The organism is Micromonospora sp. WMMC264 (assembly GCF_027497275.1).
In the GTDB taxonomy this organism is placed as follows: Bacteria; Actinomycetota; Actinomycetes; order Mycobacteriales; family Micromonosporaceae; genus Micromonospora; species Micromonospora chalcea.
Genome location: NZ_CP114907.1, coordinates 4,920,311 through 4,944,637, shown reverse-complemented (window position 1 = coordinate 4,944,637; position 24,327 = coordinate 4,920,311). Strand labels below are relative to the sequence as shown.

Genomic DNA, 24,327 nt, shown 5'->3' with positions numbered 1-24,327 from the left:
CCTTGAGCGTCGTACCACCGCAGGAGCCGGCGGCGGACTCCGTACCCCCGCCGGAACGCCAGCCGGCCACCGAGGCCGACCTGGCCGCGGTGGCCGCGCAGCTCGGACGCCCGCCGCGCGGCACCCGTGCGGTGGCCCACAGGTGCCCGTGCGGCCTGCCCGACGTGGTGGAGACGACGCCCCGGCTGGCCGACGGCACGCCGTTCCCGACGCTGTTCTACCTGACCTGCCCGCGTGCCACGGCGGCGTGCAGCCGGCTGGAGTCGGCCGGGCTGATGAAGGAGATGGCCGAGCGGCTCGCCGAGGATCCGGAGCTGGCCGCGCGCTACCGGGCGGCGCACGAGGACTACCTGACCCGCCGGGAGGCGATCGGCGAGGTGCCGGAGATCGCCGGCATCTCGGCCGGTGGCATGCCGGGGCGGGTGAAGTGCCTGCACGTGCACCTGGGGCACGCGCTCGCCGCCGGGCCGGGGGTCAACCCGTTCGGCGACGAGACGCTGGCGCTGGTGGAGAAGTGGTGGGCCGCCGGCCCCTGCGTGGACGTGCCGGCGGAGTGAGATGAGCGCCGACCAGATCACTGTGCGCCGGGCCCGCACCGCCGACGTGCGCGGCATCCGGCGGCTGGTGGACACCTACACCGACGACCGGCGGCTGCTCAGCAAGGCGACTGTGACGCTGTATGAGGACGTGCAGGAGTTCCGGGTCGCGGTGACGCCGGACGGCACGGTGGTCGGGTGCGGCGCGCTGCACGTGATGTGGGAGGACCTGGCCGAGATCCGGACGGTGGCGGTCGACCCGTCCTGCCGGGGCCACAAGATCGGGCACCGGATCGTCGGTGAGCTGATCGACTCGGCGCGCGACCTGGGCATCGCCCGGATCTTCGTGCTCACGTTCGAGACCGGCTTCTTCGGCTCGTTCGGCTTCCGCGAGATCGACGGCGCGCCCGTGCCGCAGCCGGTCTACGAGCAGCTCCTGCGCTCGTACGACGAGGGTGTCGCGGAGTTCCTGGACCTGGAACGGGTCAAGCCCAACACCCTGGGCAACTCCCGCATGCTGTTGCGCCTCTGAGCTGCCCCGGGCGGGCTGCCGTAGGGTGGGCGCCGTGAGTGCGCGTGTGGCAGCCATCGACTGCGGGACCAACTCGATCCGACTGCTGATCGCCGACCTGCCCGAGGCGTCGGACGGGGAGGCCGCGCCGCTCGTGGACGTCAGCCGGCGGATGGAGATCGTCCGCCTGGGGCAGGGCGTCGACCAGACCGGCATGCTCGCCCCGGAGGCCATCGAGCGGACCCGGGTGGCGCTCGCCGACTACGCGGCCGAGATCGAGAAGTCCGGTGCCGACCGGGTCCGCATGTGCGCCACGTCGGCCTCCCGGGACGCCTCCAACGCCGCCGACTTCCGGACGATGGTCGAGCGCACGCTCGGCGTACCGCCCGAGGTCGTGACCGGCGACGAGGAGGCACGCCTGTCGTTCACCGGCGCGGTGCGCGGCCTGCCCGCCGACGCCGAACCGCCGTACCTGGTGGTCGACATCGGCGGCGGCTCGACCGAGTTCGTCGTCGGCACCCGCGCCGACGGCGTCCGAGGCGCGATCTCGGTGGACATCGGCTGCGTCCGGATGACCGAACGCCACCTGCACGGCGACCCGCCGACCGCGGCACAGATCGCCGCCGCCGAGGCCGACATCGCCGCCGCCGTCGACCGCGCGCTCGCCGCCGTGCCCGGCCGCGAGGCCGCCACGCTGGTCGGGCTGGCCGGTTCGGTCACCACCGTGGTCGCGCTGGCGCAAGGGCTCCAGGAGTACGACCCGAGCCGCATCCACCACGCCCGCGTCTCGTACGAGCAGGTGGCCGAGGTGACCGCCGACCTGCTCGGCAAGAGCAGTGAGCAGCGGCTGGCGTACCCGGTGATGCACCCGGGGCGGGCCGACGTGATCGGCGCGGGCGCGCTGGTGCTGCGAGTGATCATGGAGCGGGCCGGGATGCCGTCGGTGGTCGCCTCCGAGCACGACATCCTCGACGGCATCGCCTGGAGCCTCGCCTAGCCCTCTGGCCCCTTCCGGCGGTGATCAAGGAGTTTGTGTCCGATCCGGACGCCTCCGGGGCCGCCAACTCCTTGGTCAACAAGAAGGGGCGGGCGGCGTCAGTCCGTCGCCAGGTCGGGGCGGTGTTCCCTGATCCACTTCTCGACGTCGGACTTCCGCCAGACCTTGCCCATCGCCAGCACGGCGATCGGCTCCGGGAAGTTGCGCTGGTTGGCGATCACGGATGCGCGCTGACGCGACACGTTGCCGAGCATCGCCCGGATCTCCGACACGCCCACCAGCTCCACACGTTGACGATGGCAGCGTCGACGTCGCCGAACAGCGACAACTACGGAGGCTATTGACACTGACAATAGAAGGCGACACGATCGGGGGATGAGCATGGGGAACTGTTCTCCCGTACCCGATCGCGGTCGCCGGGTCGTGCGGCCGCACGTCCCGATGCGGCCGTTGTGGTTGTGCCGGGTGTGCGCGGCCCCCTGGCCGTGCCAGCCGGCCCGCCTGTTGCTGCTGCTCGACTACCGGCGTGACCGCGTCGCCCTGTCGATCCACATGGCCGGCTGCCTGTTCGACGCCACCGCCGACCTGCTGCGCACCAACCCGAACCCGGCCGACCTGTTCGACCGTTTCATCGGATGGACCGCCCGCCTGTAGGTGCTGTGTCGTTGACGGTAGTGCGTATTGCGCACTACTGTGCGGAGCGTGGATACCACGCAGCTCCTCAAGGGCGTGCTCGACCTCGCGGTGCTCGCCGTGCTCAAGGACGAGGACGGGTACGGCTACGACATCCTGCGGCGGCTACGCGAGGCCGGTCTCACCGAGGTCGGCGACGCCTCGGTCTACGGCACGCTGCGCCGGCTGTTCGCGGCCGGTCTGCTCACCACGTACGTGGTGCCGAGCGAGTCCGGGCCGCACCGCAAGTACTACTCGCTCAACGCCGCCGGGCGTGACCAGCTCACCCGCTCCGGCAAGACCTGGCGCTCGTTCGCCACCACCATGGACGCGCTGCTCGACGATCGGGGGATGGCGGCATGACCGTCACGGGGCAGGAGATCACGGACTACGTCGACCGGGTGCGGGCCGCGCTCGCCGACCTGCCACCGGAGGTCCGCGACGAGTTGACCGAGGAACTGCCGGAACACCTCGCCGAGGTCGCCGCCGAGGGCGAGGGCACGCTGGTCGACCGGCTGGGCACCCCCGAGGCGTACGCCGCCGAGCTGCGCGCCGTCGCCGGTGCCCAGCCGAGCCGGCGGCCGGCGCGTTTCCACCGCCTCGCCGAGGCCCGGCGGGAGGCGGCCACCCAGCTGCGTCTGCTCGACCGCCAGCTCGGCCCGGTCTTCGGGCACGAGAGGGTGAGCGACTTCCTGCGTCCGCTGCGTCCGGCCTGGTGGCTGGTGCGCGGATGGCTGGCCGCGCTGATCGTGGCGTGGATGGTGGACGGCCGGTCCGGCCTGGTGCCCCGGCTGGACGGCAACAGCTCGACGGGGCTGTTGCTGCTCATCGGCGCGGTCGTCGCGTCGATGTGGTGGGGTCGCCGCTCCGCCGGGATCACCGGGTGGCGGCGGCAACTGCACCAGATCGCCACCGCCGCGCTGCTGCTGTTCTCCTTCGCCGTGCTGGCCCAGGTGGACGAGCGCGCCGACACCGACAGCTACGGCAGTTACGAGCAGACGTCGGTGGACCACAGGTACGACCGGATCGAGGACGTCTTCGTCTACGACCAGCAGGGGCGGCTGATCCGCGACGCGCGGCTCTTCGACCAAAACGGCGTGCCGATCACGCTCGGCTGGCCGAGCTGCATGGCTGACACGGGCGCGGTGCCGGAGATGCGTAACACCTACCCGTACTGCCCCGAGCAGGCCCCGTTCGGCCCACCGCCCTCGCCGTCGATCGCCCCGCCCGCATTCGCGCCCCCCGGCAGCGCCACCCCCACCGGCAGTGCCACCCCCACCGCGCCCACCACCAGCGCTTCCCCGGAACCCACGTCAACTCCCTGAGCGCGCTCGATCCCGCGAGATCTTGGAAGGAAACGGCCCTCATAGGGGCCGCAATCTTCCAAGATCTCGCCGGGGTGTGGTGCGGGGCGTCCGCCACTGGTCTGTGAGGTCTACAGGAGGTGAATGCCACTGTTGTTCTGTCTTCCCCGGGCCGCTGACCGCGTGGCACGCTACCGGCACATAACAGCCAACTGTGCGACCAGCCAACGTTGACTGACCGCAAGGAGGACAGGCCCATGGGCGAGATGGTGAGCTTCACCGGCAACGGGGGGACGAGCGAGGGGTATCTCGCGATACCCTCCGGCGGTGCGGCGAGCCCGGCGGTCATCGTCATCCAGGACTGGTGGGGTCTCGTACCCCACGTACGGGCCGTGGTCGACCGCTTCGCGGAGGCCGGCTTCGTCGCGCTCGCGCCCGACTTCCGGCACGGCGGACCGGCAGTGAAGCCGACCGAGCCGCGGCTGATGCTCAACAGCTCCCAGATGGACGAGGCGGCGAGCGACATCGCCGCTGCCGCCGAATACCTGGCGAGCCGGCCCGAGGTCGCCGGCAAGGTGGGCTGCGCCGGGTTCTGCGCGGGCGCCAGCCTGGCCCTGTGGTCCGGCACGTTCTCCGAGCGCATCGTGGCCACCGCCGGGTTCTACCCGCGCCTGCCCTGGGAGGGCATGGCCGCCGACTGGGCTGACTACGCCGGGAAGGCAGCCCTCATCCACTGCTCCGAGGCGGATGGCCTGTCCGCCGCCGACGGGGTGCAGAGCGTCCGCCGGTCCATCGAGTCGGCCGGTGGCACCTGCCAGACGTTCGACTACCCGGGCACCGCGCACGCGTTCTTCAACGAGGACCGGCCGGAGCACTTCGACCAGCGGGCCGCCGCCACCGCCTGGGCCCGCACGCTGGAACTGTTCCGGGCGAAGCTTGGCTGAGTCGCGTACCCCGCAGGACGTGGTCGCCCGCGCCGCGCGGGCGGCCGACCTGGCCGACCTCGACGGCGCGGTCAGCGACTGCTTCGCCTGCCCGCGCCTGGTGGCGTGGCGGGAGGAGGTGGCGCGGGTCAAGCGCGCCGCGTTCCGCGACCAGGACTACTGGGGACGGCCGGTGCCCGGCCTCGGCCCGCCGGACGCGCGCATCGCCATTCTCGGTCTGGCGCCGGCCGCGCACGGCGGCAACCGCACCGGCCGGATCTTCACCGGGGACCGGTCCGGTGACGTGCTGTTCGCCGCGTTGCACCGGGCCGGGCTGGCCAACCAGCCGACGAGCGTCTCCGCCGACGACGGCCTGACGCTGCGCGAGACCCGCATCTTCGCGGCCGTGCGGTGCGCGCCGCCGGACAACAAGCCCACCCCGGCCGAGCGGGACACCTGCGCGCCGTGGCTGCACCGCGAGGTCGAACTGATCCGGCCCACGCTGCGCGTCGTGGTCGCGCTGGGTGCCTTCGCGTGGGCCGCGTGGTGGCCGGTGCTCCGTCAGGTGTACGGGCAGCGACCGCCCACGCCGCGACCGGCGTTCGGCCATGGGGCACACTGGTCCGGCGAGTCCGTGCCGGACCTGCTGGGCTGCTACCACGTCAGCCAGCAGAACACGTTCACCGGCCGGCTCACACCGGCGATGCTGGACGACGTGTTCACCCGGGCGAAGGACCTGGCCGGGGTGGACTGAGGAACACCTGAGGCGGTGGGATGGATTTCGGCGTACTGCGCAGGTGGTGGCCGGTCGCCGCGGTGACGGTGCTGCTCGCGCTCGCCGCGTTCGCCGCCGGTCACTCCGCCATCGGGGCCAGCCGGATCCCGCCGGCCGCGGACACCATCCCGTACGTGCCGGAGTACCCGTCGCCCGAGGCGGTGCCGTCGTACCCGGTGGAACCCCGCGACGTGGGTGAGTCCACGTCGGGCGGTGTGCCCGACTGGCTGGCCACCGCCGCCGTGGCGTTGCTGTTCGCGGTGGTGCTGGGCGCCATCGGGTACGTCCTGTGGAACGTGCTCCGGGGCGCGCTGCGGCGGACGACCCGGGCGGTGCCGGTGCGGCGCTCCCGGCGTACCGCCGAGGGGACCGCGCGTGAGGTGGTGGCCGCGCTCGACGCCGGGCTCGTCGAACTGGACGACCGCTCCACCGACCCGCGTACCGCCGTCATCGCGTGCTGGGTACGCCTGGAGGAGGCCGCCGAGGACGCGGGCGTGTCCCGGCACACCGGCGACACCCCGACCGACCTGGTGGCCCGGTTGCTGCGCGGCGACCCGGAGGCCGGCATCCCGGCGATCGCCAGCGCCGACGTGCTCGACGGGTTCGCGCACGTCTACCGGGAGGCCCGGTACGCCACGCACCCGGTCGACGAGCACACGCGGGACCAAGCCCGCGCCGCGCTACGCCGGCTGCGCGGCGAGCTGACCAGCCTGGCGGGGGAGGCGTCGTGAGCACCAGCATCGACGACCTGCTGTCGTTCGGCGAGGAGCCCGCCGGGGAGGACGTACGCCCCTCGGGCGGTGGCCGGGCACGCCTGCTGCTGCGGACCGCCGCGGTCACCGCCGCCGTCGTGGTGGTGGTCGTGGTCGGGCTGCGCGCGGTCGGCCTGAAGGTGCCGATCTGGATCATCGTGGCCGGGGTGCTCGCCGTGCTCGCCGTACGCCGGGTCACCGCCGCGCTGTCGCCCCCGCCGCCGCCCCGCGCCGGCGCCCGGACGCCCGCCGGTGAGGAGCCCGGCACCTGGAACTGGTCCGCCCGGGACGCGCTGCGCACCGCGATCAACGGCTGGGAGCGCCCGCTGGACTGGTCCGCCGACAACCGGGAGCGGTTCACCGAACGCATCCTGCCGCGCCTCGGCGAGCTGGCCGACGAGCGGCTGCGCCAGCGCCACGGCGTCACCCGCGAGTCCGATCCGGCCCGCGCCCGGTCGGTGCTCGGCGAGCCACTGTGGACGTTCCTCACCACCCCCGCCCGCCGCCCTCCGTCGCCGCGCGACCTCGCGGCGATCGTCGCCGAACTGGAGAAGATCTGATGAACGACGTGGACCGGAGCATGGCCCCCGCCGAGGTGGGCCGGCTCGCCCGGGCCGTCCTGGAGGCGGTCGGCACCGTCGTGGTCGGCAAGCGGGACGCGCTGGAGCTGGTGCTGGCCGGCATCCTCGCCGGTGGTCACGTGCTGCTGGAGGACCTGCCCGGCCTGGGCAAGACGCTCACCGCGCGCTGTTTCGCGCAGGCGCTCGGGCTGGACTTCCGGCGGCTCCAGTTCACGCCGGACCTGCTGCCCGCCGACGTGACCGGCTCGTTCCTCTACGACCAGAGCAGCGGCGACTTCGCGTTCCGGGCCGGGCCGGTGTTCACCAACCTGCTGCTCGCCGACGAGATCAACCGGACGCCGCCGAAGACGCAGTCGGCGCTGCTGGAGGCGATGCAGGAGAAGCAGGTGTCGGTGGAGGGCGTGACCTACCGCCTGGACGAGCCGTTCCACGTGCTGGCCACCGCCAACCCCATCGAGTACGAGGGCACGTACCCGCTGCCGGAGGCGCAGCTCGACCGGTTCCTGCTGCGGGTGTCGTTCGGCTACCCCAGCCACGACGAGGAGTGGGACGTGCTGCGCCGCCGGATCGCCCGCCGCCGCGAGGAGGCGGAGATCAAGCCGGTGGTGGACGCCGCGACGCTGCGCGCCATGCAGGCAGCGCTGGAGGACGTGGTGGTCGAGGACTCGGTCGGCCGGTACATCGTGGCGCTCACCGCCGCCACCCGGGAGCACCCGTCGGTGCTCGTCGGCGCGTCCCCGCGCGGCTCGCTGGCCCTGCTGCTGCTGTCCCGGGTCCGGGCGGTGCTCGCCAACCGCGACTACGTGGTGCCGGAGGACGTCAAGGCGGTGGCGGCGCCCGCGCTGGCGCACCGGATCACGCTGCGGCCGGAGATGTGGCTCCGCCGGGTGGATCCGGCGTTCGTGGTCGGCGAGGTGCTGGAGTCCACGCCCGCCCCGGCCAGCGGCGCGCTGCCCAGCTACGCCGCCGGGCGCTGATGGATCGGGCCGAGGCGGCGAGCGGCTGGGCACCCACCTGGGCGCTCGGCCGGGCCGTGCTGCTCACCGGCGTGCTGCTCGTCGCGGCGGTCCTGCTCGGCCGCATCGACCTGGTGGTGCTCGCCACGCCGTTCGCGCTGGGCACCGCGTACGCGCTGCGCCGCCGCCCCGCGGGCCTGCCGGAACTGGAGCTGGGCGTCGGGGACACCCACCTGGTCGAGGGCTCCCCGCTGGCCGCGACCGTCGCGGTGGCCAACCCGGACCTGGTCGGGTACGACCTCGCGGTGGTGCGGACGCGGATGTCGCGCTGGCTGCGCGTGGAGCAGGTCGGCTTCGGCGGCGCCGGGCTGGACGTGAGCCGCTCCGGCGGGGCGGACCGCCCGTTCGTCACCTCCGTACCCCGGGGCAGCGCCGTCGACCTGGAGCTGACCGGCACGGCGCTGCGGTGGGGGCGGCACCCGATCGGACCGGCCGGGGTGCGGGTCGCCGTCGCCGACGGGCTGCTGGTCTCCCGCGCGGTGATCACCGACCCGATCCGGGCCCGGGTCTACCCGCGTACCGAGCCGTTCGACGCGGTCGAGGCGATGCCCCGGGCCGCCGGGCTGGTCGGCGCACACCGGTCGCGGCGGCCGGGGGAGGGCGGCGAGCTGGCCGGGGTACGCGTGTTCGCGCCCGGCGACCGGCTGCGCCGCATCGACTGGCGGGTGTCGCTGCGGGCCCGCCAACTGCACGTGGCGGCGACGCTCTCGGACCGGGACGCCGAGGTGGTGGTGCTGCTGGACGTGCTCGCCGAGGCGGGCCGCTCCGGTGGCGTGAACGGCCCGGCGTCGGTGCTGGACACCACGGTTCGGGCCGCCGCCGCGATCGCCGAGCACTACCTGCACCGCGGCGACCGGGTGTCGATGCTGGAGTACGGCCCGGCCGCGCGCCGGCTGCGTCCGGCCACCGGGCGGCGGCAGTACCTGACCGTGCTGGAGTGGCTGCTCGACGTGCACGCCGAGTCGTCCCCGCACGAGCCGTACGACCAGGTCTTCGGCCCGCAACTGCTCTCCTCGGACGCGCTCGTGGTGGTGCTCACCCCGCTGCTGGACGAGCGGTCCGCGCAGATGCTGGCCCGGCTGGCCCGCGGCGGCCGGTTCGTGGTGGCGGTGGACACGCTGCCGGCCGAACTGCCGGTGCCGAAGGAGCGGGGCTGGGCCGAGGTGGCGTACCGGCTGTGGCGGCTGGACCGGGACACGATGATCGGCCAGCTCCGCGAGCACGGCGTGCCGGTGGTGCGCTGGGCCGGCGCGGGCAGCCTGGACGAGGTGCTCCGCGACGTGGCCCGGCTGGCGACCGCCCCGAAGGCAGGGTTGCGGTGAGCGCGAGGAACGCAGCGAAGCGGAGTCCCGCAGTCGCGAACGAAAGGCCGGCTCAGTGACGGACGCCCTGGTCGAGCGGGTACGGGCGCTGCGGTACGCGGCCGCCCGGGTCAGCCCGCTGCCGCTGCTGGTACGCGGCGGCATCTTCCTCACCGTGCTGGCCGGTTTCCTGCTCGCGTACCCGGTGCAGGCCCTCACCGCGCGCTCGCTGCTGGCCCTGGCGGTGGCCGCGGTGCTGCCGGCGTTCGGTCCGCGCCGGATCTGGCCGACGTTCACCGCGCTGGTGACGGTCGGCGGTTGGCTGCTGGCCACGCTCGGCTTCGACCGGCCGCCGGCGCTGTGGCGGCTGCTCGCCGTGGCGACGCTGCTCTATCTGGCGCACTCGCTCTGCGCGCTCGCCGCGCTGCTGCCCTACGACGGGCTGATCGACCCGGACGTGGTGTTCCGGTGGTTGAGCCGGGCGGGCGGGGTGGTGCTCGCCAGCGCTGTGCTCGGCGTGGTGCTGGCGTGGCTGGGTGGCGTCGGCGGGACGGACGGCTCGCAGGCGGCGACGGTGGTGGGGCTGCTGGTGGCGGTGGGGCTGAGCGCGCTGCTGGGCTGGTTGCTGCGTCGCAAGTGACGCAGCGTTCCGGTGACGTTGCGCAGGTCACATGGGTTGTGCTCCGTCACAGAAGGGGGTCTCGCGCGGGATTACCGGGGGCCGCCGGGGAAAGATAGATGACGTGAACCCGAAGCGGATCCTTGTCGTGGGTGCCGGTCACGTGGGCCTGTACGCCGCTCTGCGCCTGTCCAAGAAGCTGAGCAGGCGTGAGGCCGAGGTCATCGTCGTCGACCCGCAGCCGCACATGACGTACCAGCCGTTCCTCCCGGAGGCATCGGCGGGCAACATCTCCCCGCGGCACGCCGTCGTGCCGCTGCGGCGGGAGTTGCGCAAGTGCACCGTGGTGGCGGGCACCGTCACCCGGATCGACCACGACCGCATGACCGCAGTGGTGCAGCCGATCAGCGGCCCGGCCCGGGAGATCCAGTACGACCACGTGGTGGTCGCGCCCGGCTCGGTCTCCCGCACCCTGCCGATTCCCGGCCTGCACGAGCACGGCATCGGGTTCAAGACCATCGGTGAGGCCATCTACCTGCGCAACCACGTGCTGGACCGGCTCGACGTGGCGGCTTCCACCACCGACCCGGCGGTACGCAGCCGCGCGCTGACGTTCACCTTCGTCGGTGGCGGCTACGCCGGCATCGAGGCGCTCGCCGAGATGGAGGACATGGCCCGCGACGCGCTGCGCTACTACCCGGAGCTGAAGCCGGAGGAGATGCGCTGGGTGCTGGTCGAGGCGACCCAGCGGGTGCTGCCCGAGGTCGACCGGGACATGGGCGCCTACACGGTGCAGCAGCTGATGAAGCGGGACATGGACATCCGCCTGGACACCCGGCTGGAGTCCTGCGTCGACGGTGTGGTGAAGCTCTCCGACGGCGACAGCTTCCCGTCCGACACCATCGTCTGGACCGCCGGTGTGAAGCCGTCGCCGATGCTCGACGCCACGGACTTCCCGCGCGACGAGCGCCGCCGGGTCACCTGCCGGCCCACGCTGCAGATCGTGGACGGCGACCGGGTGGTCGAGGGCGCGTGGAGCGCCGGCGACTGCGCCGCCGTGCCGGACCTGACCAAGGAGCCGGGCAACTTCTGCTCGCCGAGCGCCCAGCACGCGGTGCGGCAGGCGGCGCGGATGGCCGACAACATCGCCAACGTGATCCGCGGGCGCGAGCCGGTCGACTACAAGCACAAGCACGCCGGCAGCGTGGCCAGCCTCGGCCTGCACAAGGGTGTGGCGCAGGTCTACGGCATCAAGATGACCGGCTGGCCGGCCTGGTTCATGCACCGGACGTACCACATGTCGCGGATCCCCTCGTTCAACCGCAAGGTGCGCGTGGTGGTCGACTGGACGCTGGCGTTCTTCCTCAAGCGTGAGGTGGTGGCGCTGGGTCAGCTGCACGACCCGCGTGAGGAGTTCGCCGAGGCGTCCGCCCCGCCGGTCGCCGCGCGCGTCTGACGGATCCGGCGCGGGGACTTTCCGAACGGAAGGTCCCCGCGCCGTTTTCGTGGTTCAGAACCGCCAGGTCCAGGCGTCGGCGAGCCGCGTACCCGGCCGCCCGAACAACTGCTCCAGGGTGCGGCGCAGCATCTCCGCGTGCGGCGCGTCGTCGGTCACCGCGACGCAGGACGCGCGCCAGAACTCGACGTCCCGGGCGGCCTGGCGGCGCTGCCGGTCACCGACCGCCGGCGCCACGCCCCGGCGGGCCACGTCGGCGAGCAGGGCCGAGGTGGGGCGTTGCCAGGTGCCCATGGTGGCCGAGCCGCCCCGCCCGTACGGGCCGATGAAGAAGCCCTCCGGCATGGCGAAGCCGACGCCGGTGGCGGTGGCCCAGCGCATCGGCCAGGGGGTCTGCGGAGTGGCGGTGGGCACCGGCACCAGCACCCCACCGGGGCGTACGCACTGCCGCCAGTGGCCGCCGGTGACGAACTCGGGCAGCGGCGGCCGGTCCATCGTGGGCAGCGGCGTCGGCAGGACGCTGAGCACCGCCGCGCCGACCGCGATCGGGACACCCCGGCGGGCCCGGCCGGACTCGCCGAGCGCCCGGTGCACGGCGAGCGTGAGCACGGTACCGACCAGCGGCAGCACTGCCAGCGCGAAGCGCATCGGCAGCGCGCCGTCCACCACCGGCAGCCCGGCCAGCAGCCGGTACGGGCCGGGGAGCCCGGTCCGTTCGCCGCCGACCACGACCTCGGGGCCGAGCGCGAGCGCGGCCGTCACCAGCGCGCCTGCCACCAGCGCCACCACCAGCGGCCGCCGGCCCAGCCAGGCCGCGCAGCCGACCGCGACCAGCAGCAGCGGCCAGCCGAGGAACGTGGTGAACTCGGCCGGACCGGTGGTCAGCCGGACCGCCTCCGGGCTGCCGAACACGGTCAGCGCGGAGAGGCGGGTCCAGCCGGCCAGGTCGGCGGAGAAGTAGGCGGGCGGGAACATCCCGTCGGCGACGCCCTGCGGACCGGCGAACTGCACCCAGAGCGGGTACGCCAGCACGAGCAGCGCCAGCCCGGCCGCGCCCAGCAGCCCGCGGGCGAAGCCGGGACCGGCCCGGCGCAGCAGTTCCCGGTCGGCCAGCCCGTACGCGAGCGTCATCACCGCCAGCGTGAGCGCGGTGAGGAAGAGCACCTCCTCGCCGACGAACACCTGCACGGTGACGACAGCGGCGAGCCCGGCCGCCGACGACACCATCCGGCGGCGGTCCGGGCCGCCCGGGCGCCCGGCCGGGTCGGCGGCGCGCAGCAGCCGGACGACCAGCCAGACCAGCGCCGGGACCAGCCACTGCGCGGTCATGTGCAGGTGGCCGTTGCTCTGCGAGACCATGCCCGGCCCGAAGCCGCACAGTGACGCGCCCAGCCCGGCCGCGAGCGGACGGGCCCGTAGGACGCGGGTGAACAGCAGGTACCAGGCCAGCGCGGTACCGGCCAGGTTGAGCGCGACCAGCAGCGCGAACGTGACCGGCGCGCCGAACGCCAGCGTGACCGGGGCGAGCGGCACGCCGAGCGCGACGACCGAGGTGTTCGCCATCAGGTTGACCCCGTCCGGCGCGTTCAGGCGGTCGCTGACCAGGCTCAGCTCGCCGCGCAGGGCACGCGCGTCGAGCGCCAGGAACCACTCGTACAGCGTCTGGTCGGCCGGGTTGAGCGCGAGTACCCGCGTGCCCGGCGCCGGCCAGAGGCCGTGGGTGAGCCAGGCGGCGAACGCGGCGAACGCCAGCCCCACGAGCAGGTCGGCGCGGCGCCGCCGGACGGCGGCCGTCATCCGCCGCGTGACCGTCGCCGGGCGGGCCGCCCGGACCTGGTCGGGCCCGGAGGCCGTGCGGGCGGCGCTGGTCACGGCCTCGACCATAACGGCCGCAGCCGTCGGGGTACGCCGGGTCGCGGCCGAGCCGCTACGGTGAGATCTGCACCGCGCGTGTCGGCGCGCCGGTGTCACCCGCCCGGGTGGTGGAACGGCAGACACGGCCGCCTTAAAAGCGGCTGCCGCAAGGCGTGCGGGTTCGACCCCCGCCCCGGGCACACGAACTCTCAGGTTTCCCACAGCTAGCCGTCGCACGCGCGATTGCGGCCACGTCTACCCTGGAGTAGCACGTCTACGTGCGATCGACCCCCTGAGGGAGGCCTGAGAAGTGAAGACCTCGAACCCGGTGCTCGCCCGGCTCGGCCAGGCGGCAGAGCGTGAGCGGGCGGCCGGGTACGCCCAGCCCGGGCCTTACGGTCAGCCCGGATACCCCCAGCAGCAGTACCCGCAGCAGCCCTACGCCCAGCCCTACCCGGGCGGCTACGGCCAGCCGGTGGCACCGCCCACCGTGACCCCGATGACGCTCGACGACGTGGTCGTCAAGACGGTCCTCATGCTCGCCATCCTCGGCGCCTCGGCCGCTGCGGCCTGGGTGCTCGTGCCGGACTCGCTCGTCGGCGTGGCGTGGATCGGCGCCGCGGTGGTCGGCCTGGTGCTGGGTCTGATCATCTCGTTCTCCCGGATGGCCAACCCGGCGCTCGTGGTGGCGTACTCGATCATCGAGGGCGTCTTCGTCGGCATGGTCAGCAAGGCGTTCGAGGCGCGGTACGACGGGATCGTGCTTCAAGCCGTGGTGGCGACCTTCGGCGTCTTCTTCCTCATGGCGATGATCTACAAGGCGCGGATCATCCGGGCTACCCCGAAGTTCGCCCGCATCCTGGTCTCGATCATGGCAGGCCTCTTCGCGGTCATGCTGATCAATTTCGTGTTGTCCCTGGCCGGCGTGAACACTGGCTTGCGGGATGGCAGCAAGTTGGCCATCGGCTTCAGCCTGGTCTGCATCGTGGTGGCGTCGCTGAGCTTCGTGCTCAACTTCGCCGACATCGAGGAGGGGGTCCGGATGGGACTCCCGCAGCGCTACTCGTGGACGGCCGCCTTCGGCATCGTGGTCGGCCTGGTCTGGCTCTACATCGAGATCCTGCGGCTGCTCAGCTACTTCCAGGGCGACGACTGACGTCTCGCTTTCCGCCGACGCCCGCCTGCCGCATCCGCGGCGGCGGGCGTCGCCGTTTTCCCGTCCCTACCGTGCCGACCGGGGCAGAGTGGGACTCGGGTACGTGGGCGGGAGGTGGTCACGGTGCGCAGTGCCAATCCGGTGCTGGACCGGCTGGACGACGTCGGCCGCGCCGAGCGGCAGGTGCTCGGGGTCGGAACCGCCGACGCGATGACGGTGGCCGACGTGGTGAGCCGCACCGTGGGCCTGCTGCTGGTCACCGGCGTCACGGCGGCGCTGTCCTGGGTGCTGGTGCCGCAGGCCGCGTGGATCTCCGCCGCGCTGGCCGGAAGCGCGCTGGCCAGCCTCGCCCTGGTGCTCGTCATCTCGCTGAAGCAGATCACCAGTCCGCCGGTCATCGTCGGGTACGCCGTGTTGCAGGGGCTGCTGCTCGGGGTGGCCAGCCGCGCCTTCGAACTGGTCTACCCGGGCATCGTGGCGCAGGCGGTGGTCGGCACGTTCGGCGTCTTCCTCGGCATGGCGGTGCTCTACCGGGCCCGGCTGGTACGCGCCACGCCGCGCCTGGCCCGCCTGGTCATCGGCACGCTCGTCGGGATCGTGGCGATCGGCCTGGTCAACCTGTTCGCGTACCTGTTCACCGGGCGGCAGGGCGTGGCCGTCTACAGCCTCAGTGACCGGGTGGGCTGGCTGCCGTACGTGTTCTCGGTGGTGGCGATCATCGCCGGGGCGCTCAGCTTCATCCTCGACTTCGACCTGGTCGAGCGGTCGGCCGCGAATCGGCTGCCCCGCCGCTACGCCTGGTACTGCGCGTTCGGGCTGCTCGTCGGGCTGATCTTCCTGTACTGGCAGATCCTGCGCCTGCTCAGCTACGTACGCCGCTGAGCACGCTCCGGCCCGGCGTCGCCGTAGACTCGGCGGCGATGAGCGCAGCGGAACTGGACCGGGCGGTGACCCTGCTGGTCCGACAGGTGGGGCACTGGCAGCAGCCGCGCTGGTCGGCCAAGGCCGAGGGCGGCAACGTGTCCCGGGCCGACCTGGTGCACAAGCTGGTCCAGGAGATCGCCAACCTGGCCGCCGACGCGGCGGGCGAGCCGCGCCGCGAGGTGCCCCGGCTCCCCAGCGACCAGGCGCTCCCAGACCAGCTCCGCGTGGTAACCGCCGACCTGACGCTGGCCGATCCCCCCGCCCCCGTCCTGGCCGAGGCCGCCGAGGCGATAACCCGAACTCGCGCCGCCCTCTGACCCGCCCCCTTCCCTTTCGTCGCGTTGATCATGAAGTTGGCGGCGACAAAACGGACGCGGATCCCCGCTAACTTCATGATCGACCGGGTGGCGGGGGCGGTCAGGGGTTGAGCCAGCGGCGTGCCTTGCGGCGTCGGGCCCGGTCGCGTGCCCGCAGGACGGCGGGGCGGTCGTGGCCGGCGGCCTCCGCCTGCCTCCCGTGCAGCAGGCCGTAGGTGAACGTGTTCTCGCCGTCGGCGTACGCCTGGAGCGCCTGCCGCCGCAGCGTCTCCCGGGTCACCACCGAATCCTGGTGGGCGCCGAGCAGATCCTGGAGCGCCTTGAACCGCTTCACCAGGCGGGCGGCCGGTTTGCCGGCGCTCGACTCACGCACCTCCACCGCGTACCGGGCCGCCTTGTGCTTCTTGCGCGCCTCGTGCAGCGCCGCGTCCCCGGCCCACCCGTCGACAGTGAGCGCCCGGTCCAGCCGTTCGTCAGCGCGGCGTACCGCCTTGCGGATCCGCCGGTCCACCCAGCGCCGGCCGACGTCGGCGGGTGCGCCGTCGACCAGCCGATCCAGGCGGGCCAGCAGCTCGGGGTAGCGGCCGGAGTCCAACGCGGACCGCAGCGCCGCCGTCGTCCCGGCCAGGTCGGCCGCGAACCGCTCGCCGATCCGCGCGGCCACCGGGCCGAGCACCAGCTCGTCCGGCAGCTCGTGCACCGCCTCGGTGAGCCGGGCCGCCATCACCTGGGTGTCGCGGACCCGGCCCAGCTCGCCGCCGAGCCAGCGCAGCTCGGCCCGGACCGCCTCGCTCTCCCGGTGGTCCCACAACCCCCGGAAGGTACGCAGCGTCGCCCGCAACCGGCGGGCCGCGACGCGCATGTCGTGGACCGCGCCCTCGTCACCCTGGTACGCGGCCGCGTGGTTGCCGACGATCGCGTCCCGCTGCGCCCTGGCGTACGTGAGGACCGGCCCCGCCGGGCCGTCCGGTTCCCGGTCGTCGAAGCGCTCGATCCGGCCCGCGACGGCCCGGTGCGACTTGCTGACCGCCACCTCCCGGGCACCTGCCGCGCGCAGCCGCTCGCCCAGCGCGTCGAGCAGCGCCTCGTCGCCGTCGACCAGCTCGATCTCGATCTCGTGCCAGGTCCGCGCGGCGCCGTCCACCAGATCCTCGGACCGGACGTCGTCCTCGGCCACCTCGGCCAGCACCCGGCCGTCCGCGTCCAGCAGCCGCCGTTCCCGGCGGCGGTTGACCACCCGGGCGGCCGGAGCGACGGTACGGCCCCGCGACGCGCCCCGGATCAGCGCGACCATCTCGGCCGGCGGGCCGTCGTCGGACGCCCCGGCCGGGAACTGGTGCTCGACCCGCGCGCCGCCGACCGCGCCCACCTTGAGATGCCAGCCCGCGTCGTGCCCCCCGGTACGCCGACGCAGCGCGTGCCCGCTGCGCAGCAGGAGCAGGTCGTCGGTGTCCCAGTAGACGGCGTCCAGATCCGAGACGGTGGCGTCGGACATGGTCACGACGCCACCGCACCCGGTCAGGTCGGGCAGCTGGAAACCCTCGTCGCCGGAGTACTTGCGCTCACGTTCCACGACGGTCGCCATACGGCCTCCCGTACCCGGCCCGCGCGCCGGCGAACCGGTTTCAGCTCAGTCGCTCCAGCACCATCGCCATGCCCTGGCCGCCGCCGACGCACATGGTCTCCAGACCGATGGTCTTGTCGTGCCACTCCAGCGCGTTGAGCAGCGTGCCGGTGATCCGGGCGCCGGTCATGCCGAACGGGTGGCCGACGGCGATCGCGCCACCGGCGACGTTCAGCTTCTCCTCCGGGATGCCGAGCTGCCGGTATGAGGGGATCACCTGCGCGGCGAACGCCTCGTTGATCTCGACCAGGTCGACGTCGTCGATGGTCATGCCGGCCCGCTTCAGCGCCTGCTTCGACGCCTCGACCGGGCCCAGGCCCATGATCTCGGGAGAGAGCGCGCTGACGCCGGTGGAGACGATCCGGGCCAGCGGGGTGAGACCCAGCTCGGACGCCCGCTCGGCGCTCATGATCACTACTGCGGCGGCGCCGTCGTTGAGCGGGCAGCAGTTGCCGGCGGTGATCCGGCCGTCCGGGCGGAACACCGGCTTCAGACCGGCCACGGCCTCCAGGGTCACCCCGGCACGCGGGCCGTCGTCGCTGCTGACAACTGTGCCGTCCGGCGTGGTGACCGGGGTGATCTCGCGGGCCCAGAAGCCGTCCGCGATCGCCTTCTCCGCGAGGTTCTGGCTGCGGACGCCGAACGCGTCCATGTCCTCGCGGGTCACGTCGTACACCTGGGCCAGGTTCTCCGCGGTCTGGCCCATGGCGAGGTAGATGTCGGGGAGCTGCCCGGCCTCGCGCGGGTCGGCCCACACCTCGGCGCCGCCCTGGGCGCGGGCCGCGGAACGCTCCCGGGCCTCGGCGAAGCGGGGGTTCTCCCAGCCGCCGCCGACCAGCGCCTGCGCCTCCGGCGGCAGCGTGTCCGAGTTGCCCCGGGCGTACCGGGAGACCATCTCCACACCGGCGGAGATGAACACGTCGCCCTCACCGGCCCGGATCGCGTGCATCGCCATCCGCGTGCTCTGGAGCGAGGACGCGCAGTAGCGGGTCAGCGTGGCGCCCGGCAGGCCGTCCAGGCCCATCAGCGTGGCGACCACCCGGGCCATGTTGAAGCCCTGCTCGCCGCCGGGCAGGCCGCACCCGAGGTAGAGATCGTCGATGGTGGTGGGATCGAGCGCCGGAACCTTGTCGAGGGCGGCCTGGACGATGGTGGCGGCGAGGTCGTCCGGGCGGACCTCGCGGAGGGAACCCTTGAACGCGCGGCCGATGGGGGACCGGGCGGTGGCGACGATGACGGCGTCGCGGGGCGACTCAATCGGCATGAGCCAACGTTAACGCGCCGGTAACATGCGCGGGAAGGTGTGCGGCGGGCGGGAAATGTCACCCCGTGGGCGGTCGGCGGTGGTGCCGGAACGCGACAGTCGCCGCCGCCTCGACCGCCGGCAGCAGGGCGTGCGCCCAGACCCGGTAGCCGTCGGCGGACGGGTGGAAGCCGTCGCGGCAGAGCGTGCCGGCATCCGCGCGGAACACCGGGCCCGTCTCGGTGCCCAGGTCGACAACCGTGCCACCGGCGTCCAGCACGGCCGCTGTCTGGGCCCGTGCCATCCGCCGGCCGGACCAGCCGAGCACCTGACGCAGCGGGGCGGCGACCGCGCGTACCGCGCCGAGGTCGGGGCAGGTGCCCACCACCACCTCGACGTGCGCCTCCCGCAGCCGGCGCACCGCCGAGCCGAGATAGGCGGCCGCGTCACCCGGGCGGCTCAGCGCCGTCGCGTCGTTCGCCCCGATCAGCACCACCGCCACGTCGGGCCGCTCGCCGAGCAGCGCCCGGGCCACCTGGGTGGCCAGGTCGGTGGCGCGGGAGCCGGAGACCCCGACGCTGGACAGATGCACCCGGCGGCCGTGCGGCCCCTCGGCGAGCAGGTTCGCGAGCTGACCGCCGATCGTCTCCTCGAAGCGGTCGACGCCGACACCGAGCGCCGACGAGTCGCCGAGCAGCACCAGGCGCAGCGGCGGCGCGTCCGCCCGGCCGACCGTCGCGCGCAACACCAGACCCAGCTCGGGCTGGGCGTACTCCCGGCTGCGGGCGGCGATGGCCTGCCCGGCGAGGACCGCCGCGCCGCCCACCGTGCCGGCCAGCAGCGACAGGGCCGCCGCCCGGCCCCACCGGGCCACCTCGTTCCGCTCGCTCATGACAGCACTCCGCTTCGCTCCGTGCCGTCATGAGGCACGTTTGCGCTGAGCTGGCCGATTCGCTCGCTGCGCTCGCTCATGACAGCACTCCGCTTCGCTCGCTCATGCCGTTTCCTCCAGGGTGGCCGAGTCGGCGGCGCTGCCGGTCGGGGGCAGCGCGCCGACGCCGAAGAAGGCCCGTCGGCGAAGCTGCGCCCAGCGTCCGCCGGGCCCGCGGTCGCGGCCCCGGAGCTGGGCGCCGCTGACCTCCGTGCCGGCGTGCCGGGCCGCCTCGTGAGCCGCCTCCGGGAGCGACCGTACGCCTTCCACGCCGGGCAGGACAGGCCTGCGTTCCGGGACCGCGCCCAGCGCGGACAGCACGGTGGGCAGCAACGCCGCCGCGGCTATCGCGTACCCCTCTGCGGAGGGGTGGAACCGGTCCCAGGCGAACATCCGGGCGGGCTCGGCGGCGAACCGCGGCCCGAGCATGTCGCCGAGTGAGACGGCCCGGCCGCCGGCCTCGACCACGCCCACCGTCTGCGCGGCCGCGAGCTGGCGGCTCCAGCGCCGGGCCAGCCAGCGCAGCGGCGGCTGGATCGGCCGGATGGTGCCCAGGTCGGGACAGGTGCCGACGACCACCTCGCAGCCGGCCGCCCGCAGCGTGCGGACCGCGTCCACCAGGTAGCGCACGGCCAGCCCCGGCGGGGTGCGGTTGGTGACGTCGTTGCCGCCCACCAGGATCACCGCCACGTCCGGCTCGACCTCCAGGGCGGACTCGACCTGCGGTTTCAGCCCGGACGAGAGCGCGCCCACCACGGCGAACCGGTGCAGGCGTACCGGCCGGTGCAGGCGGCGGGACAGCCCGGTGGCCAGCAGCGAGCCCGGTGTCTCCCGGCGCCTGTGCACGCCGTAGCCGGCTGCCGAGGAGTCGCCCAGGATGACCATGGTGACCGGCGGGCCGGGCAGCTTCGCGCCGTACACGCCGTCGCAGCGCGGTGGCGGGGCCTGCGCCATCGGGATGGTGCGCCGGGCCTGCCGGGCCTGGCCGAGCAGCACCCCGCCGGTGGCGGCGGTGGCCGCCACCGTGGCGCCCGTGCCGATCGCCGCGAGGCGGGCGATCTGCCGGACGCGCTGCCAGTGGACCGGCGCGACGGAACCAGCGTCCCCCATGAACCGACAGTATCGCGCCGGTACGACCACTGCTGTCCTTGATCGGATGGCTGGGCGGCGCCCGGACTGGGTACCGATGGGGGTGGCGGACGCGGGCTTGCCCCCGGGCCGCACCATGGTCGGGCGGAGAGGGGCGAAGACATGGGGAAGACGTTGAAGCGCAGCGCCGCGTTCGCCGCGCTGGCCCGGGCGCTGGCGGCCGGTACGCGGGGCGGGCCGTCGCTCGGGGCCCGGCTGGCGGCGCTGCCGAGGATGATCCGCGCCACCACCAGGGGCGAGTACGACGGCGGCCTGCGCCTGGCGCTGATGGCCGGCGCGACCGCGTACATCGTCAGCCCGATCGACCTGCTGCCGGAGATTCCGCTGGCGATCTTCGGGCTGGCCGACGACGCGGTGATGGTCACCTGGCTGGCCGGCAGCGTGCTCGCCGAGACCGAACGGTTCCTGGAGTGGGAGGCACGTCGCAGCTCGGTCATCCCGGGGCATGTGGTGCCCTGACGGCACGTACGCTGGTCGGCGAACTGACGGCTGACCGACCGCCCCACGACGGCGGCGCGACGAAGGGCACAACGAGGTGCAGTACTACGACAACGTCGTCGAGCTGATCGGCAACACCCCGCTGGTCCGCCTGCGCAACGTCACCGAGGGCATCCAGGCCACCGTGCTGGCGAAGGTGGAGTACGTCAATCCGGGCGGCTCGGTCAAGGACCGGATCGCGATGCGCATGGTGGAGGACGCCGAGAAGGCGGGCATCCTGCGGCCGGGCGGCACGATCGTGGAGCCGACCAGCGGCAACACCGGCGTCGGGCTGGCCCTGGTGGCCCAGCTCAAGGGCTACCGCTGCGTCTTCGTCTGCCCGGACAAGGTCAGCCAGGACAAGCAGGACGTGCTGCGCGCGTACGGCGCCGAGGTGGTGGTCTGCCCGACCGCCGTCGCGCCGGAGGACCCGCGCTCCTACTACAACGTGTCCGACCGGCTGGCCCGGGAGATCCCCGGCGCGTGGAAGCCCAACCAGTACAGCAACCCGGCCAACCCGCGCTCGCACTACGAGACCACCGGCCCGGAGCTGTGGAAGCAGACCGAGGGCAGGATCACCCACTTCGTGGCGGGCGTCGGCACCGGCGGCACCATCTCCGGCATCGGCCGCTACCTCAAGGAGGCGTCCGAGGGGCGGGTCAAGGTGATCGGCGCGGACCCGGAGGGCTCGGTCTACTCGGGCGGCACCGGCCGGCCGTACCTGGTCGAGGGCGTCGGTGAGGACTTCTGGCCGGAGACGTACGACCGGAAGATCGCCGACGAGATCGTCGAGGTGTCGGACAAGGAGTCCTTCGAGATGACCCGCCGGCTCGCCCGCGAGGAGGGTCTGCTGGTCGGCGGCTCCTGCGGCATGGCCGTGGTGGGTGCGCTGGAGGTGGCCCGCAAGGCCGGCCCGGACGACGTGATCGTGGTGCTGCTGCCGGACGGCGGCCGGGGCTACCTGTCGAAGATCTTCAACGACAAGTGGATGGCCCGGTACGGCTTCCTGGACGACTCGGGCACCGAGCCGACGGTGGCCGACGCGCTCGCCGGCAAGCCCGGTGGCCTGCCCGAGCTGGTGCACGTGCACCCGACCGAGACGGTTCGCGACGCGATCGACTACATGCGCGAGTACGGCGTCTCGCAGCTCCCGGTACTCAAGGCCGAGCCGCCGGTGGTGACCGGTGAGGTGGCCGGTTCGATCGCCGAGAAGGACCTGCTCGACGCGCTGTTCACCGGCCAGGCCCACCTGCACGACACGATCGAGCGGCACATGGGCGAGCCGCTGCCGATGATCGGCGGCGGCCAGCCGGTGAGCGAGGCGGTCGGGCTGCTGGAGAAGGCGGACGCGGCGCTGGTGCTGGTCGACGGCAAGCCCAAGGGCGTGCTGACCCGCCAGGACCTGCTGGCCCACCTCGGCGCCCGCTGACCCTGCTTGTAAGGAAGGGCCCCCTTTTAACACCGCGGTGTTAAAAGGGGGCCCTTCCTCTACCGGAGGCGTTAATAAGGGGCCCTTCCTTACAAGCGGCGGGCGTAGCGGAGCTGGGGGACCAGCACCCGGCCGATGTGTTCGTCCCGCTCATCACCGGTGGCGGTCCAGCCGCCGCGCTCGTAGAAACGGCGCGCGTGGGCGTTGTCCCGCAGCACCCACAGCACCGCGCGCGTCCAGCCCCGGGCCCGCATCGCGTCGAGCGCGTCCACCATCAGCGCCCGTCCGGTGCCCCGGCCCCGCTCGGACGGCTCCAGGTGGATCGCGTTGAGCAGCCCGGTCGCCGGGTCGCCCTCGTCGTCCGGCCCGAGGTAGCTGAAGCCCACCAGCTTCCCGTCCCGCTCGGCCACCGTCATCCGGTGGTCCGCGCCCTCCCAGGTCAGCCGTTCCACCCAGTAGCGGCCCATCGCCTCCGGCGTCGGGTCGGCCAGCGCCTCGGGCGGCAGAAACGACGAGTACGCCGCCACCCGGGAACGCTGGTGCAGGGCGCCGACCGCCATCAGGTCGGCCTCGGTCGCGGAACGTAGGGAGATCGTCACCCGGGCGACGGTACCCGCCGGGGCGGCACCTGTACCGTCTGAAGATCCTCGGCGATCACCAGATCACCGGAGAAGTGCTCGCGGGCCTCGTCGTGGAAGCGGCGCGGGTCGGCGTACCGCTGGGAGAAGTGGGTGAGCACGAGCGTGCGTACCCCCGACTCGGCCGCGACCCGCGCGGCCTGGCCGGCGGTGAGGTGCCCGACCTCGGCGGCGAGCGCCGCCTCCGACTCCAGGAACGTCGACTCGATCACCAGCAGGTCGGCGTGCTCGGCGAGCGCGTACACGCCGTCGCAGAGCCCGGTGTCCATCACGAACGCGAACCGCTGCCCCGGCCGGACGACGCTCACCTCGTCCCGGGTGACGCGGCGCCCGTCGCGGTCCAGGTGGCCGTCGCGCAGCAGCCTTCCGGTGTCCGGACCGGCGATGCCGTACGCGGCCAGCCGCTCCGGAAGCATCCGGCAGCCGTCCGGCTCGACCAGGCGGTACCCGTACGTCTCGATCGGGTGCCGCAGCCGGCGGGCCTCCAGCGTGCCGATGCCCAGGGTGATCCGCTGCCCGTCGGCGTCGATCGGCTCGACTGCCAGTTCGGCGGTCTCGTAGAAGCTGGAGGCGTGGCGCAGCCGGGCGAAGTACTCGGCGCCGCCGGCCGGGAAGTGCACCGCCACCGGGCGCGGTACGCGGTCCAGCGAGAGCCGCTGGATCATGCCGGGCAGCCCGAGGCAGTGGTCGCCGTGGAAGTGGGTGACGCAGATCCGGGTCAGGTCGGTGGCGGTGACCCCGGTGTGCAGCATCTGCCGCTGGCTGCCCTCGCCCGGGTCGAAGAGGATCACCTCGTCGTCCCAGCGCAGCAGGTAGCCGTTGTGGTTGCGCTGCCGGGTCGGGGCCTGGCTGGCCGTACCGAGCACCACCAGCTCACGCATGGACACCGCACCCTCCCGAGCGCAAAAAGCGACCCCCGGGGCTTCCGCGCTCGCGCGCGGGCCGGCTGGACTGGGCCGGCACCCCGGGGGTCGGGTGGCTGTCGTGGTTTCGCCGCACCGCTGCCACACGGTCTCGACGATCCTGCAGGTGCCCGCCTCGCGGCGGGCGAGTTTTCACTGTCGAGGACAGCGGCTAGCGGACAGCCACCTCACGAGTCCGATTGCTATACAAGTCTGGACCACCTCCTTTCCCGTGTACCG

General features: G+C 73.4%; 27 protein-coding genes and 1 tRNA gene. 20 read left to right on the top strand and 8 right to left on the bottom strand.

Annotated features, from left to right (window positions below):
- The first annotated feature begins 2 nt into the window (after window positions 1-2).
- The 3 genes from O7542_RS21505 to O7542_RS21495 are packed head-to-tail and all read left to right on the top strand — an operon-like array spanning window position 3 to window position 2,044.
- Window positions 3-557, top strand: coding sequence for a DUF501 domain-containing protein (locus tag O7542_RS21505; RefSeq protein WP_064447681.1), 555 nt, complete (start codon window positions 3-5; stop codon window positions 555-557).
- A 1-nt stretch (window position 558) separates the two neighbouring features.
- Window positions 559-1,068, top strand: a complete 510-nt coding sequence (locus O7542_RS21500; RefSeq protein ID WP_043326570.1) for an amino-acid N-acetyltransferase — start codon at window positions 559-561, stop codon at window positions 1,066-1,068.
- A 46-nt stretch (window positions 1,069-1,114) separates the two neighbouring features.
- Window positions 1,115-2,044 carry a Ppx/GppA phosphatase family protein gene (locus O7542_RS21495; protein ID WP_166457289.1) on the top strand — a complete coding sequence of 310 codons (930 nt, stop codon included), beginning with the start codon at window positions 1,115-1,117 and terminating at the stop codon, window positions 2,042-2,044.
- Window positions 2,045-2,142: 98 nt separating this feature from the next.
- Here O7542_RS21495 and O7542_RS21490 read toward each other — a convergent pair whose 3' ends face one another.
- Window positions 2,143-2,331 carry a hypothetical protein gene (locus tag O7542_RS21490; RefSeq protein WP_176921700.1) on the bottom strand — a complete coding sequence of 63 codons (189 nt, stop codon included), beginning with the start codon at window positions 2,329-2,331 and terminating at the stop codon, window positions 2,143-2,145.
- 88 nt (window positions 2,332-2,419) lie between these two features.
- Between O7542_RS21490 and O7542_RS21485 the strand changes: the two genes are divergently transcribed.
- The 11 genes from O7542_RS21485 to O7542_RS21435 all read left to right on the top strand — a co-directional run bounded on the left by O7542_RS21485 (window position 2,420) and on the right by O7542_RS21435 (window position 11,443).
- Entirely contained in the window at window positions 2,420-2,698 is a 279-nt protein-coding gene (locus O7542_RS21485) for a hypothetical protein (protein ID WP_113972020.1), read from the top strand.
- 48 nt (window positions 2,699-2,746) lie between these two features.
- On the top strand, window positions 2,747-3,079 hold the full coding sequence (locus O7542_RS21480; protein WP_030271259.1) for a PadR family transcriptional regulator: 333 nt from the start codon (window positions 2,747-2,749) through the stop codon (window positions 3,077-3,079).
- Window positions 3,076-4,041: a hypothetical protein gene (locus O7542_RS21475; protein WP_281605147.1), complete on the top strand. Its 966-nt coding sequence runs from the start codon at window positions 3,076-3,078 to the stop codon at window positions 4,039-4,041. The genes O7542_RS21480 and O7542_RS21475 overlap by 4 nt, the downstream gene beginning before the upstream one ends.
- 236 nt (window positions 4,042-4,277) lie before the next feature.
- On the top strand, window positions 4,278-4,964 hold the full coding sequence (locus O7542_RS21470; protein WP_166457232.1) for a dienelactone hydrolase family protein: 687 nt from the start codon (window positions 4,278-4,280) through the stop codon (window positions 4,962-4,964).
- A gap of 19 nt (window positions 4,965-4,983) precedes the next feature.
- A complete protein-coding gene (locus O7542_RS21465) occupies window positions 4,984-5,697 on the top strand; it encodes a uracil-DNA glycosylase (protein ID WP_064447684.1) in 714 nt (237 codons plus the stop codon).
- A 20-nt stretch (window positions 5,698-5,717) separates the two neighbouring features.
- On the top strand, window positions 5,718-6,449 hold the full coding sequence (locus O7542_RS21460; RefSeq protein WP_104114262.1) for a DUF4129 domain-containing protein: 732 nt from the start codon (window positions 5,718-5,720) through the stop codon (window positions 6,447-6,449).
- On the top strand, window positions 6,446-7,030 hold the full coding sequence (locus O7542_RS21455) for a hypothetical protein (protein ID WP_043326557.1): 585 nt from the start codon (window positions 6,446-6,448) through the stop codon (window positions 7,028-7,030). Before O7542_RS21460 ends, O7542_RS21455 begins: the two co-directional genes overlap by 4 nt.
- A complete protein-coding gene (locus O7542_RS21450; protein ID WP_043326556.1) occupies window positions 7,030-8,028 on the top strand; it encodes a MoxR family ATPase in 999 nt (332 codons plus the stop codon). The genes O7542_RS21455 and O7542_RS21450 overlap by 1 nt, the downstream gene beginning before the upstream one ends.
- The gene (locus tag O7542_RS21445) at window positions 8,028-9,389 is read left to right on the top strand and encodes a DUF58 domain-containing protein (protein WP_166457233.1); all 1,362 of its coding nucleotides are present in this window, start codon (window positions 8,028-8,030) and stop codon (window positions 9,387-9,389) included. Before O7542_RS21450 ends, O7542_RS21445 begins: the two co-directional genes overlap by 1 nt.
- A 55-nt stretch (window positions 9,390-9,444) precedes the next feature.
- Window positions 9,445-10,008, top strand: a complete 564-nt coding sequence (locus O7542_RS21440; protein ID WP_104114266.1) for a hypothetical protein — start codon at window positions 9,445-9,447, stop codon at window positions 10,006-10,008.
- A gap of 103 nt (window positions 10,009-10,111) precedes the next feature.
- Complete coding sequence (locus O7542_RS21435; protein WP_043326553.1) at window positions 10,112-11,443, top strand: NAD(P)/FAD-dependent oxidoreductase; 1,332 nt, start codon at window positions 10,112-10,114, stop codon at window positions 11,441-11,443.
- 54 nt (window positions 11,444-11,497) lie between these two features.
- Here the strand turns inward: O7542_RS21435 and O7542_RS21430 are convergent, their stop codons facing one another.
- Window positions 11,498-13,315 (bottom strand): hypothetical protein, encoded by a 1,818-nt coding sequence (locus O7542_RS21430; RefSeq protein ID WP_281605146.1) that lies wholly within the window; start codon window positions 13,313-13,315, stop codon window positions 11,498-11,500.
- Between the two features lie 101 nt (window positions 13,316-13,416).
- On the opposite strand from O7542_RS21430, the gene O7542_RS21425 reads away from it, so the two are divergent.
- From O7542_RS21425 to O7542_RS21410, 4 genes are all read left to right on the top strand, one after another.
- Window positions 13,417-13,497: transfer RNA gene (locus tag O7542_RS21425), tRNA-Leu, on the top strand.
- 110 nt (window positions 13,498-13,607) lie between these two features.
- Window positions 13,608-14,453: a Bax inhibitor-1/YccA family protein gene (locus tag O7542_RS21420; protein ID WP_043326550.1), complete on the top strand. Its 846-nt coding sequence runs from the start codon at window positions 13,608-13,610 to the stop codon at window positions 14,451-14,453.
- Window positions 14,454-14,576: 123 nt separating this feature from the next.
- Window positions 14,577-15,335, top strand: a complete 759-nt coding sequence (locus tag O7542_RS21415) for a Bax inhibitor-1/YccA family protein (protein ID WP_030501314.1) — start codon at window positions 14,577-14,579, stop codon at window positions 15,333-15,335.
- A 38-nt stretch (window positions 15,336-15,373) separates the two neighbouring features.
- Window positions 15,374-15,694, top strand: a complete 321-nt coding sequence (locus O7542_RS21410; protein WP_069087424.1) for a hypothetical protein — start codon at window positions 15,374-15,376, stop codon at window positions 15,692-15,694.
- A gap of 100 nt (window positions 15,695-15,794) precedes the next feature.
- On the opposite strand, the gene O7542_RS21405 is transcribed toward O7542_RS21410, so the two are convergent.
- From O7542_RS21405 to O7542_RS21390, 4 genes are all read right to left on the bottom strand, one after another.
- Entirely contained in the window at window positions 15,795-17,279 is a 1,485-nt protein-coding gene (locus tag O7542_RS21405) for a CYTH and CHAD domain-containing protein (RefSeq protein WP_166457235.1), read from the bottom strand.
- Window positions 17,280-17,319: 40 nt separating this feature from the next.
- Window positions 17,320-18,582 (bottom strand): acetyl-CoA C-acetyltransferase, encoded by a 1,263-nt coding sequence (locus O7542_RS21400; RefSeq protein ID WP_281605145.1) that lies wholly within the window; start codon window positions 18,580-18,582, stop codon window positions 17,320-17,322.
- A 58-nt stretch (window positions 18,583-18,640) separates the two neighbouring features.
- A complete protein-coding gene (locus O7542_RS21395; RefSeq protein ID WP_043326542.1) occupies window positions 18,641-19,453 on the bottom strand; it encodes an SGNH/GDSL hydrolase family protein in 813 nt (270 codons plus the stop codon).
- A 102-nt stretch (window positions 19,454-19,555) separates the two neighbouring features.
- Window positions 19,556-20,602 (bottom strand): SGNH/GDSL hydrolase family protein, encoded by a 1,047-nt coding sequence (locus O7542_RS21390; protein ID WP_043326540.1) that lies wholly within the window; start codon window positions 20,600-20,602, stop codon window positions 19,556-19,558.
- A 141-nt stretch (window positions 20,603-20,743) separates the two neighbouring features.
- Between O7542_RS21390 and O7542_RS21385 the strand changes: the two genes are divergently transcribed.
- Complete coding sequence (locus O7542_RS21385; RefSeq protein ID WP_013474058.1) at window positions 20,744-21,100, top strand: YkvA family protein; 357 nt, start codon at window positions 20,744-20,746, stop codon at window positions 21,098-21,100.
- Window positions 21,101-21,176: 76 nt separating this feature from the next.
- On the top strand, window positions 21,177-22,547 hold the full coding sequence (locus O7542_RS21380; protein WP_043326537.1) for a cystathionine beta-synthase: 1,371 nt from the start codon (window positions 21,177-21,179) through the stop codon (window positions 22,545-22,547).
- Window positions 22,548-22,636: 89 nt separating this feature from the next.
- Here the strand turns inward: O7542_RS21380 and O7542_RS21375 are convergent, their stop codons facing one another.
- Both O7542_RS21375 and O7542_RS21370 read right to left on the bottom strand, forming a co-directional pair.
- Window positions 22,637-23,146 (bottom strand): GNAT family N-acetyltransferase, encoded by a 510-nt coding sequence (locus tag O7542_RS21375; protein WP_043326535.1) that lies wholly within the window; start codon window positions 23,144-23,146, stop codon window positions 22,637-22,639.
- Window positions 23,143-24,072: a ribonuclease Z gene (locus O7542_RS21370; RefSeq protein WP_166457236.1), complete on the bottom strand. Its 930-nt coding sequence runs from the start codon at window positions 24,070-24,072 to the stop codon at window positions 23,143-23,145. The genes O7542_RS21375 and O7542_RS21370 overlap by 4 nt, the downstream gene beginning before the upstream one ends.
- Window positions 24,073-24,327 lie beyond the last annotated feature (255 nt).